The organism is Cellulophaga sp. BC115SP, from assembly GCF_009905545.1.
Classification (GTDB): Bacteria; Bacteroidota; Bacteroidia; order Cytophagales; family Spirosomataceae; genus Flectobacillus; species Flectobacillus rivi.
Genome location: NZ_JAAALB010000022.1, coordinates 56,099 through 67,879 on the forward strand (window position 1 = coordinate 56,099; position 11,781 = coordinate 67,879).

Annotated in this window: 12 protein-coding genes; 11 read left to right on the forward strand and 1 reads right to left on the reverse strand. The window is 38.0% G+C overall.

Annotated features, from left to right (window positions below):
- Nucleotides 1-4 precede the first annotated feature (4 nt).
- The 7 genes from GVN22_RS16435 to GVN22_RS16465 all read left to right on the forward strand — a co-directional run bounded on the left by GVN22_RS16435 (nt 5) and on the right by GVN22_RS16465 (nt 6,950).
- A complete protein-coding gene (locus GVN22_RS16435; RefSeq protein WP_166552101.1) occupies nt 5-337 on the forward strand; it encodes a DUF4133 domain-containing protein in 333 nt (110 codons plus the stop codon).
- A 1-nt stretch (nt 338) separates the two neighbouring features.
- Complete coding sequence (locus GVN22_RS16440; protein ID WP_166552102.1) at nt 339-2,945, forward strand: TraG family conjugative transposon ATPase; 2,607 nt, start codon at nt 339-341, stop codon at nt 2,943-2,945.
- 71 nt (nt 2,946-3,016) lie between these two features.
- Nucleotides 3,017-3,700, forward strand: coding sequence for a hypothetical protein (locus GVN22_RS16445; RefSeq protein ID WP_166552103.1), 684 nt, complete (start codon nt 3,017-3,019; stop codon nt 3,698-3,700).
- Nucleotides 3,693-4,883 (forward strand): conjugative transposon protein TraM, encoded by a 1,191-nt coding sequence (traM, locus tag GVN22_RS16450; protein WP_166552104.1) that lies wholly within the window; start codon nt 3,693-3,695, stop codon nt 4,881-4,883. Before GVN22_RS16445 ends, traM begins: the two co-directional genes overlap by 8 nt.
- Nucleotides 4,884-4,918: 35 nt before the next feature.
- On the forward strand, nt 4,919-5,905 hold the full coding sequence (gene traN, locus GVN22_RS16455; RefSeq protein ID WP_166552105.1) for a conjugative transposon protein TraN: 987 nt from the start codon (nt 4,919-4,921) through the stop codon (nt 5,903-5,905).
- Between the two features lie 2 nt (nt 5,906-5,907).
- Nucleotides 5,908-6,468 (forward strand): hypothetical protein, encoded by a 561-nt coding sequence (locus GVN22_RS16460; RefSeq protein ID WP_166552106.1) that lies wholly within the window; start codon nt 5,908-5,910, stop codon nt 6,466-6,468.
- A gap of 5 nt (nt 6,469-6,473) precedes the next feature.
- Nucleotides 6,474-6,950: a hypothetical protein gene (locus tag GVN22_RS16465; protein ID WP_166552107.1), complete on the forward strand. Its 477-nt coding sequence runs from the start codon at nt 6,474-6,476 to the stop codon at nt 6,948-6,950.
- Here GVN22_RS16465 and GVN22_RS16470 read toward each other — a convergent pair.
- A complete protein-coding gene (locus tag GVN22_RS16470) occupies nt 6,931-7,494 on the reverse strand; it encodes a M23 family metallopeptidase (protein ID WP_166552108.1) in 564 nt (187 codons plus the stop codon). The genes GVN22_RS16465 and GVN22_RS16470 overlap by 20 nt on opposite strands.
- Nucleotides 7,495-7,557: 63 nt before the next feature.
- Between GVN22_RS16470 and GVN22_RS16475 the strand changes: the two genes are divergently transcribed.
- The 4 genes from GVN22_RS16475 to GVN22_RS16490 all read left to right on the forward strand — a co-directional run bounded on the left by GVN22_RS16475 (nt 7,558) and on the right by GVN22_RS16490 (nt 11,773).
- Nucleotides 7,558-8,022 (forward strand): hypothetical protein, encoded by a 465-nt coding sequence (locus GVN22_RS16475; RefSeq protein ID WP_166552109.1) that lies wholly within the window; start codon nt 7,558-7,560, stop codon nt 8,020-8,022.
- Between the two features lie 2 nt (nt 8,023-8,024).
- Nucleotides 8,025-9,239, forward strand: coding sequence for a hypothetical protein (locus GVN22_RS16480; RefSeq protein WP_166552110.1), 1,215 nt, complete (start codon nt 8,025-8,027; stop codon nt 9,237-9,239).
- A 57-nt stretch (nt 9,240-9,296) separates the two neighbouring features.
- A complete protein-coding gene (locus GVN22_RS16485; protein WP_166552111.1) occupies nt 9,297-10,514 on the forward strand; it encodes a hypothetical protein in 1,218 nt (405 codons plus the stop codon).
- An 83-nt stretch (nt 10,515-10,597) separates the two neighbouring features.
- Nucleotides 10,598-11,773, forward strand: a complete 1,176-nt coding sequence (locus GVN22_RS16490) for a topoisomerase C-terminal repeat-containing protein (protein ID WP_166552112.1) — start codon at nt 10,598-10,600, stop codon at nt 11,771-11,773.
- Nucleotides 11,774-11,781 lie beyond the last annotated feature (8 nt).

Below are 11,781 nucleotides of genomic sequence, written 5' to 3' on the forward strand. Positions count from 1 at the left end.
AAGAATGGCACAATTTAGAACACACAGGGGGGTAAATCACCCTCCTTTTTTTAGGGGCTTTCCCATGAACTTAATTGGGTATTTGATAGGGGTCTCAGTAGTGAGTTTGTTGATGACCAGCTTTGTATTTGGTTTATTTCTCAACTACCTACTGACGGTATTATTTACCTTACTGCTGAGTGGTTTTGTGATTCATAAGAGCTTTTACTATCTCAAAAGGTCAGGAATCATCGGATTAGAAAAAGCCTACTTGAGCTATGTAAAACCCATCCGTAAATTATCCCTCAAACGCAAACGACTAGAGCGTATCTATCTACAAAAGAAACGGAAAAGTTAATATGAATATCAATCTATCAGAACAGTTCCCCATCATTGGAATAGAGCCCAATTTAGGGGTACTTATCTCACGAAATGGCGATATTACCTTATGTTACGAGGCTGTATTTTCGCCCCTCAATTCTTTGAGTAGTGAAGACTATACTCAGATTAATGAGAATTTTAGACGAGCTTTTACGCAACTGCCTACAAATACGCTTTTACATGCCCAGACCTATTTTACCCAAAGTTCCTACGAGAGCAACACCTTGGAATTACAAGCCTCTCAAGAGAGTTATTTAGGTCAAGCCAATGAGCGTTTACTCTTTGAAAAATCTTTTAAAGAAACCAAAAGTTATTTGTATTTCACCTTGTGTAATATTTCTCCTCAAAAAAAGAACCTGTATAGTAATGGGCTTTTTAGTGGAATAATCAATCTTCAAAAAAGAGATTTTGATTCGGAGAAATTAGAAAAATTTGTCGATGGGGTAAGTCAATATCTCTCGGTCTTAGGTTCAGGTTTAAACTTTAGCTTCCGCAAGTTAAACCTAGAAGAATTGGAAGGAAGCTCTGGGAGTTTAAACATTTGCGAGCGCTATTTGATGCTGACGAGAGATGCCCAGGATAGTATCAAAGAAATACACTATCGAGCTGACGACAACATCCTACAAATAGGTCAAAAGCGCTGTGGTATCTTCAATATTGATTCCATTCATTCGATTAACGATAGTATCTCTTCATATATCAATGATCCAAAACTTAGTACAGAATTCAGCTTCTTTCCCTCAGCCCTTTGTAAAGATTTTACCCACAAGATAGATGGAGAAAGTATCTATAATGTAGTGATTTACAAAGAAGATGTGGATGCTTGTAAGGAAGAGCTTCGACAGTTGATAAAAACCAAGAGCAGCCTTTTTTCTTTTTCGGAAGAGAATCGCACCTCGATGGCAGATACAGAAGAGTTCCTACGAAACTTAGTAGAAAGTTCTGGACGTCTCTTACCTGTTCGGTTTTACAGCAACTTGATTTTTTGGACTGAAGGCAGTATCGAAGATTTTAAACAACTCAAAACAAGTATCCATACAGGGTTCAAGAAAAGGGATTTAATTCCTAGTGAATCAAGTGCAGAAATGCCCATCGTGTTTATGAACACCATGCCAGGGAATGCAGGGAATATAGGAGCAGACCAAATGGTGTTGACCTATAATGAAGTAGCCTCCTGTTTTTTAAACTTCGAAGAAACCTCAGCTTCTGATGGCAAAACAGCGATAGGTTTTCCCATGCTGAATAGAAATGGCGCAAGGACTTGTGTAGATATATTTGCTGAGAGTGGGAATTCACGACAACGTAAAGCCATCACAGGCTATAACTTCTTTTGTTTAGGACCCACTGGTTCGGGTAAATCCGTAACGATGAACTCCATCATTCGCACAGCAGTTGAGTCAGGTGCTTTTGTGATGGTGGTAGATGTAGGTCATAGCTATGAAATGCTTTGTAAGCATTATTTCAAAGGTTCCTATTTCTCTTTTGACATAGGTCAACCTGTGAAAATCAATCCTTTTAAAATCAATGGTGATACTCCAGGCGAACGACGGGTAGACATGATACTCAAGATATTGTTAAAGGCATGGAAGGGAGAAGAAGATTATAGCAAACTTGATGAAAACATCCTACTATCCTCCATCATGTTTTACTACAATTACCTGTCTAAGCAAAAAAAGATAGGAAAAGCGATTGAGGCAAGGTTTGATACCTACTATGAATATATGTTAGGTCCTTTTCGAGAGAAAGAACTTCCTCAACTCAATACCTCCCAAGAATTTCGAATAGAACATTTTTTGGACGTGATGAAAATCTTTTACACGGGAGGAGTCTATGAAGAAGTACTCAATGGACACTATGATATAGACCTACGAGATGAACGATTAATTGTCTTTGAATTAGATAATATCAAAGGTAACAAAGTGCTTTTTCCGCTCATAGTCCTCTACATGATGGGAACGTTTGAAGAGGTATTAAAGGAGAAAAAGAACCAACGCAAATATTTGGTTATCGAGGAAGCTTGGAAAGCCATCATGACAGAAATGTTTGCAGAGTACATCAAGGAGGTTTATAAAACTGCTAGAAAGTCCAATGGTACGATAGGTTTGGTAACACAGGAGCTCAATGACATTATTAGTAATGATATCATCAAAGATACAGTGATTTCTCAAAGTGATATTAAACTGATTTTGAGCATGGCGAAGTATGCGACTAAAATGGAAGCGATTGCCAAAGTGCTATCCTTACAAGAAAGGCACGTATCAATGATATTGAGTATGAACCGAGATTTGAAACCAGAGGACAAGTATCGAGAGCTGTTTATTTACTGGACTGCCGAATTGTATGGCGTGTATGGACTCTCTTTATCTGCCAAGGAATATTGGACTTATACGACTGAAGCTAAGGAAAAGAATTTGGTAAAATATTTAATGCAGATGGAGTTTGACTCGAAATTTCCCAGAACGCTAGACTATTTGGATGAGCTTTCACAAGCGAACCATTATGACTATTATAAAGTGATAGAGCATTGTGATGAGACTTTCAACTACCAATCAAAAATTAAGAGCAATCCCCATTTAATTAGGTAAGCGCCTAGAAAGAAGTACAAGGATTTCAAAGGCTCTTTAATCAAATTTTTAGCAATAAAACCTAAACTATCATGAATCAAAAAGACCCCAAGCGATTAGTCATACCCTATTTGAGAAGTGTAGATGTCAACACAAGAACCGCCCAACTCATGATGATAGGCTCTTTTGTATTCAGCTTGTGTATTAGTGTGAGTGCCTTTGTGGTGTATCGAGACGGGATATTAAAACAAAAAGACAACCCGTTGGTGATGGACAAAAATGGAGAAATACGTAAGACCTATGATATTTATAATGATGGCTATGAGACTGTATCGAAAAAAGCCCTCGTACTGAGAGGACATGAATTATTCTTTCGATTAGAGCCCGATGAACGTCAAATTTTTTCGAATATCCAACAGAGCTTTTACTTAGGTGATTTTCGAGCCCTGTATGAGTTCTATCAAAGTCAAGGCTATTACAACAACATCGTTCAGCGCAATACCATCCAATATATCAAACCAGATTCGATTGTATTTGCAGGAGGCAAAGGAAGGTTTTATGGGAAAGAATATATCCGAGGTCAAGGAGGACAAAGCGTAGAGAAATTTTTAGTCACCCAATTTGATGTCATTGAGCGAGACCGAACGGATAATAATCTATATGGTTTCTATCTGGATAAAATCAAGATTATCAAAAACAATTTAGTCTCAGAGGAGAGTGCGAAAAATGCGGGATTGAATTCAATCAACGCCCTAACCGAGAAGGAACATGAATAATTTTTTTAACCTACGTCTACTTAAATATCCCTTATCTCTCTTAATTATTGGCTTAGGAGTTGGTATATTCTTTAAAGTGTTTCCACCAACAGAAGAAAGTCTTCATAAAGATGATTTTGGCAAGGGTATCATCAATTTGAATCTAGCGAATTCAGATTCCACTATCTCTGAAAAGAAGCTTTTTAACGAAGAAGTGTCCAGCTCTAGTAATCCCAACACCTATTTAGGCACAGAAGATTCTTTACGACGTAAGCAGATTGAGTCTGAAAATAGAGTTAGTAATTTCAGAAGAGAGACATCTTATCAACAAGTGTCTCAGCATAATAGACCAGCTCAGTACTCTTCAAAGCAGACTTATTCTACTCGTTATGAAAGTCCTCAACCCACACTTTCCTATGCAGAGGTCAGTAGAGAGAATGCAACGATAGAACAGTTGAGAAGAAAGCTAAGTGCTCTGGAGAAAAAGCAACAAGTAGATAGTGTTCAGACAATCAAAGTTGAGCAAGGTATTAAGAAAGATAAAAATGGATTTCTAATAATCGATCAAGCTAGAGAAACAAGATTAGACTTGAGTCAAGAACAAAGCAATGGCTTTTATTCCAATGGTCGTAGAGCCTTAGATTTAACGGGTAACTATAGTCTCAAGGAAAGTATCGCAAGTAATTCTACTGCGGGAGGCAGCCAATTAATCAAAGGACGATTGATGGAAGATAAAACTGTGCGAGATAATTCGAGTGTTAAAATTATGGTTTTGGAAAATAGCGTAGTAAATGGTATTTCCATTAACAAAGGTCAAGTGATCCAAGGTAAATGTGTGGTAAATGGCGACCGTCTGCAAATAGGCATTAGTGGGTTTGTTGAGGGTGATATGTATTACCAATTAGAAGGACGAGTCTTAGATGTAGATGGCGGGGAAGGATTAAATATCAATTCAGCTATTGACATGAAACTTAGCAAACGAGCCTGGGGGCAAAATACCTCAAGTGCTTTAGGTTCAGTCAATCCTTTACTGGTGTATCAACCCACTGGAAATATCGGAACCACTGTAGCTAACCAAGTAGTAGGCAGTTTAGTCAACCAGTCACTCAATGGAGCTAATCAGTATTTGAACGCCAAACTCAATGATATCAAAGCCCATATCAAGGCAGGTCAATTATTGTATATCCAAGTACGAAAGCGCTAAACACAAACCATTTTTCAAACAAAGCAGATACAAGAATGAAAAACAAAACAACAAGGCTGATACGCTTATGGCTAATCGCCATGATAGGGCTAATTCAAACAAGAGTGATAGGTCAAACTCCCGATAGCCTAGGTGTTAAACCTACGATAAAAGATAGTGTACAAAAAGTACTGTCAAGTTTTCAAACCTTGCAGTCGCTTACTTTGCCCTTGCAAAAAGAGCAAATCCGAGGAAGTTATCGCCTAAGTGTTGCTTTTTTCAAGACCTCTCATATCATTTTCGATTCCAAAATTGTCTATTTCGATATAGGTTCAAAAAATATCATAGGAGAAAAAGCTGAAAATCTGGACAATGTGCTCAAGCTAAAAGCGGCTTATCTAGAATCCTTTGAAACTAATGTAACCGTGGTAACGGCTAGTGGTAAGTATTATTCATTTTTAGTTAACCACAGTGAAAATCCTAGCAAACTCAATGTAGTGATGGAACCCATCTTAGTAGACTGGTCTAATCAGAACGTCACCTATAATCAAGGAAAAGGTAAAATTCTCTTGAGTGGAGAAGGAATGGATGAGGCAAGTTTTAAGCGACTGTCAGCTTATGCCTTGGAGCAGAAGAATATTAAGCATATTCGAAGTATAGTGGGTAACGTTAGTGTGGAAGTCCAAAGTATATTGACCAAAGGGAATATGGTAATGGTGAGTTTAAAGCTTAAAAACAAGTCTTCGCTCAACTATGAAGTGGACTATCTCAAGGCATATATCCGTGACAAAGATAATTACAAAAGAGATGTCACGCAAGAGCTGGAGGTAAAGCCCGTGTATGTGTATTTGCAGAATCAAGGCAAAACTCCTAAAACGATTGGTGAAGCCAAGGGCGAATATGGTGTAGTACTATTATTCAATAAATTTTCGATAGCCGAACATAAGACTTTTGACTTGGATATGGTAGAGAAAAATGGAGGACGCAACTTTCATTTAGTTACAGATTTTGCCACCTTTTACAACCAAATGGAACAACTGTAACTATGAAGACAAGGATATTGATTGTATTAATGTTGGCTATGGGCGTTTGGAATTCCTATGGACAGATACGAAATAGTGGAGCGAATTACCTCGAATTATGGGCAGGTAAACCCTTATTGTTTTCAGATAATGGCTTATCATGGCGAGCGGGTGAATCCGTTTTGGGACTAAGTTATGCTATAGGAAGTTCTAGAGGAAATTATCATAGACTAACGGCTAAGTACCGCAAAGAATATGTAAGTTCTCAGCTTGTAGGTAGTAGTGAACACTATGACAATTATCAATTTGGCTATAGCTACGAAAAGACCTTACATATCGGTAAAAAACATTTATCCTATTGGGGTTTAGTCTATGGCTTGGGGCTCGGTATAGAAAACCATATTCCAATCACTGAGCAGACTAGCACAGTAGCATATCCATACGCCACATTGGGGCTCAGATATGAGAAGTTTTTGGGGCCTAATGTCGGAATTTTAATCGGATTAGATGCCGATGCAACGACGAGTGTTATCTCACAAAAAGGCAAATCAAATCTATTCCTAGGAGTCAAATTTAAACTTTAAGAAGCATGAAAGCACAAATATTATTCTTAGGCTTAATGATGCTAAGCTTAATAGGTTGCCGCATTGAAGAAGACATATCGGTATCCAACCCCAGTGAGTTTGACTATAACTTTCAGCTCTTTAATATGGACTATCCGAGTGATACTTTACAAGTGGGGCAATGGTATCGTTATGAGCTTTATATAAAGCCTTCAGAAACAAATACTAAAAAGGTCTATTCCCATGAGATAGTCCTCAGTCCAGTAATTACCACAGGCAAACGAGGGTCATATCAACTATTTACCTTATCTGGAGATAGCCTGACAGGTATCAAACGTTTTGGGGATAAAGTGAAAATCCTGAGCGATTCTCTGCAAAATAATCGAATCATCCTCAAACAGAGAATAGAAATGCCTAATGCCTCAGGCAGTGTAGTGCAAACCACAACACTATGGTGGAATACCATCGAAAAAAGTATGGTGACTAATCTTTATGTAAAATAAGAGAAGGACTCAGATATTGTTGATTTCTCACGATAGCATAGTGAAGATGTACCCCCGTAGTTTTTCCAGACCTTCCACAGGTTCCGATGATTTGCCCTTGTAAAATGGATTGGTTGGTAATGACAAAGATACGATTGAGATGTCCATAAATCGAAGTAAAACCTGCTAGATGTTGAATCTTGATAAAATAGCCGAGCGAACGAGAATAACCCGAATGGAGAATAATACCATCGGCTGTAGCAAATACCTGTTGGTCTAGTGAAGCTTTGAGGTCGATACCTTGATGAAATTGGAGCTGTCTGGTCAAAGGATGGATTCTAAAGCCGAAATTCGAGTTGAGCCAGAGTTTACTAAGTGGTTGATAAATAGGCAGTTTGAATTCATATAAAGTCAACACCTGAGCTTTTAGACTTGAATCTGTAGAGTTGAGTAACTCAACGATTTGTGGGTTATCTAGCTGACAAAGCAAAGAGTCTAAGTTTTTCTGAGCTGATGCAGAATGGTATGAGAAGATAATCACAATTATTAAAACTAATCGGGCCATAAAAATATACATATAGAAATTTATAGATTTTCAATTATTTAACACTAATAACCAACGAACATTATGATAGAAATGATATTTGATAGTTTGGGTTTACTAATGCTACTGCTATTATCCATGTTGTTAAATGGAGATGGACAATGGTTGAAGGGACTACCTTTTTATGGAAAACTGTATCATCAACATTATTACCAGAGCATCTACAGTTTGATGTATTGGTATGGTGTGTTTAGTTTTTTTCCTATCAAGCAAAATACATTTACAGGTCTAGAGGTCTTTATTGGCTTTTTTTTGCTAGAGATAGTCCTGTTTATCTGGCTATCGAGTCCTCTAAAAAATGAGCGTAAGGAGGTGCTTTTAAGTATCGGAACTATGCTTAAAAGTAAAACTTGTTTCTTTGAACTAAAAGATACAAAAGACCTTCGAGAACTCAGACTATTGCTACAAACTGTAGTCTTCCCCCTACTTTTCTTCACAGCAAACGCCTATTTATTAGTAGGCTTATTATTCACATTTAACCTCCTATAAAAATGAAACTAAGCAAAACGAAAAGACTTTGGCTTGTTGCTATCATGGTCTTGTTACAGCATCCAATAAGTTATGCTACGGTAATAGACCCTAGTAATTTGGCACAAAACATTATTCAAGTGATTCAACAAAAGATAGAATCGAAACTCACAGGTGACCAAAAAGAAATAGCGAATTCCCAGTTAAAGACCGAGAGTCAAACCACAGCAGACATCATCGGGATGAATAGTAGTGTGAAAACAAATTTGAATCTCGATGTAGCAACCTTTAACTACGAAAACACCCCTTCTTTAGTCTATAAATCCTACTACAAAAGTTTAGACATACGTGGGAAGAACTACGCACTGTTGGTTCATTTACAAAAGGTAAAAAGCTATTATGAAAGCAATGTGATTGGGTTATTGAGCCCGCAGCGCAATAAAGTTTATGTGGGTCGATTCAACAGTATCACTTTAGCCATCCAAGATACAGATTTACTCTATAGTCAATTTACGAATACTATTGATAATGGTGGAAGTCTAGGTAGCAGTCTCACTGAAACAGGAGGCAGTCATAACTCCAGCGTATCTACAAGCACGTCCTTAGATGCTCAGGCGAATACCAGGGAATTACAAAAGGCTTATGACAAGCAGGTCAATGGTCTTACTACACAAATTTCAGATATAGAAAAGGCAAGAGCAGACCTTAAACAAAAGCTGGAAGATGAAGGAGTTTCCTTGAGTGATTTTACTGCTTTGGGAGGCTTTTCAGGTCCTATCAATTTAATATCGAGTCTTTTTGGGGGAGGAAAAGCCAAAGAATATGCCCAGCTATATAATGAGCTGACGGCTAAGTCTACGAGTTTACAAGACCAACTTACAGACCTGCAATATGATTTTCAAAGCCAAATGGCTGGAGCTATAGAGAGTGCTACTGGAGGCTTAGGAGGTATTTTTGGAGGAAATGCCAATGAAAAAGGGCGAGGTCAACGTATTGAGATAGATGCCCCAATGGGTCGCATGGGTGATGCTGACAGAGTTAAATATGCTACAGAAGCCTATAAAAGCTTAGAGATGCTAGAAGTACAAATTACACGCTTGGAAAACGAGTTGCGAGCTATCAAAGCCGATTATGATTTGAAGAAATATGTGGATGAGACAAAGTTTTCAGCTTCAGGTTTCTATGATGCTTCAGGTGCAATGGACTATCAAAAGATGATGAATTTTGATAAAGAGTAAACAGGTCTTTGATCCAAAGAAATTTAATACTTCAAGATTTTAAAACTTGTATTGAACATGGCAGATATTAATCATTTAATCGTAGAAATCAATACCGTTACCAAGGAAATAAAAGATGCATTTAGCCCCTTTTTGACAGTAGGTCGAATGGCACTGGGTTTAGGTGCTGTAATATGGATTTCCGTGGATGCATATAAAGTTTTAGCAACAGGCGAACATGATGGAATAGCAAGCCATTTTCGAGGCTGGCTGAAGCCATTGTTTATCTCACTTCTTTTGATGCTTTATAATCCACTACTATCTATCTGTGACTTTTTGATGGAACCCACCTATGCTGCTACTCAAGGCTGGGCAGTAAGCTATATGAAACAAAATGAACAGATAGAAGATAAGTATCAAAAGGATTTGGAAAATATCTATATGACAGCGACTGTTGAAGAGAAAAGAGAAAATAGTAACGAGGGTGATGGTATGATGGATAGTCTCAAAGGGGTTGCTATGGGTATAAGTACTTTGGTCGATAAAATTCGATTATACACCTCTCCAAGCTATATTTTAGGTCTTCTTCTGATGCTACTCAGTAAGATTGTAAACTTTTGTTTGATTGTGAGTTATTTAGGCATTTTGGTGATGCAAAATATCAATTTAGCCGTCATTATTGCATTCGGACCTATTAGCATTGGTCTTTCCATCTTCCACCCTTTCTCTGATAATTGGAAAGCCTTTTTTTCAAATTACATCTCTAAATTATTGTGGTACCCAGTTGCTAATATGTCCCTAGCGATTGCCTATCGATTAAAAAATATTTCAGACCAAAATGCTTATGATATACTACTGAAGTTTGCCAAAGCAAGCGTAAGTGCTGGTCAAACTGTAGCTGGAAGCATCAATAATGCAACAGGAATGACAGGAATAGATGTCATTCAAACGATTGACTGGGTTCCTATTTTTTTAAGTATAGGTGTCACTATTGTGGGTTGTTTTGCCGTGATTAATACCCCAAGTCTAGTAAGTAATATCATCACAGGCGTATCAGGAGGCATGACTTCTTCCCCAGTTTCAGGAACGATGGCAGCAGGTGCGATTGGTGCTCTGACTTATAAAGGAATCGGAGCTTTAAGAGGTATGATTTCTTCTCCCAATAATGGCTCATCATTGAGTAATTCCAATCCTGCTAATACTAGCTCCTCTGTTTCTTCTCCAGAGACAAATGCAAATCCTAAAGTTTTTGGTGCTCCCAAACCTTCTGAGAATCGATCCAATATTGAGATGTAACAAGTAGGTTTCGGTACAATCAAAAACTTGCTTCGTTTTAAAAAAGTAAACAAATAGAAAAATGTAGTTAACGAAATAATGGTATGAGTCAATTTAATGCAGAAAAGCATTTGGAAGATGTTTCCAAAATAGCAGACCAACTACTCAAACTTTTAGGAGAAACGGGACGATTACTTGCTAGAAAATCTTCTAATGAAAATATCAATTATCAGTCAGAGGCCGAACGCTTGGTTAAAGGGAAATCTAGCTCTTTATTGGGCTACACCGACTACACTTTATTAGATGAACCAATCTATCGAGAAGGGAAGTTTAAACTACTTCCCTCCAGTGAATTATCCTTCATTGAAAAAAAGCAGGTTTTAACAATCCCTCAAAAGCTAGAAGGACATTTGTCTGAGGAAGATGTGAGTCTACTAAAAGATACAGGGCACCTTAATCGGATTATTTATGTGGACCAAAACGGCGTTGCCAAAGCCCATTATTTGTCTCTAGATCAAGACCTCAATGAAATGGCCCTGTTGCCAGTCAATAGCTTCAAGCTTCAACAGGAAGTAATGGGTGTGAAACTAAGTAAGGAACAACGGGAATCATTACTCTCTGGAGAGACTGTTCTATTGAAGGGACTAATCAACCCAAAACAGCCTGAACAACCATTTGACTCCCTAGTAACTATCGATGCAACAAAAGGAGGCTTGTCTTTCCAATCACCTTATACTATTCCACCCACATTGGCAGGCAAGGCACTTAGTGCTGAACAAATAAAAGCCCTTGAGTCGGGAGAAACGCTGATGCTTACGGGACTTTACTCCCGTATAAAAGATAGGTACTATGATGCTTATGTGAGCTTGAATCCCGATAAGGAAAGTTTAGCCATTACTCCGTATTCTGTCCCTAAACATCTACTGGGCAGAGAGTTGTCCCAAGAACAAATTCAAGCGTTACGAATTGGCAAAGAAGTGTTTGTAAGTGGGTTGACTTCTAAAAATGGGGAGCTTTTTGATGCCTATATCCAACTCAATAAAGAAAAGGGTATTCATTTTAAACGGTCACCCGAAACTACAACGGAGTTGATTACCAAAGAGGAAAAACAGGAAGTTATTCATAAGACCCAAGATAAGCAGATAGAGAAAGTGGATTATAGTCTGAGTAGTCGTTTACGTCCAACGCCAGGCATAGTAGTATCTAATTCCAGCGTGTGGCAAAGTCCAACGGAAGCCCCAGAGAAAAAAATAGGACAACAACTAGGTAGAAAACTTTAGACCATGAT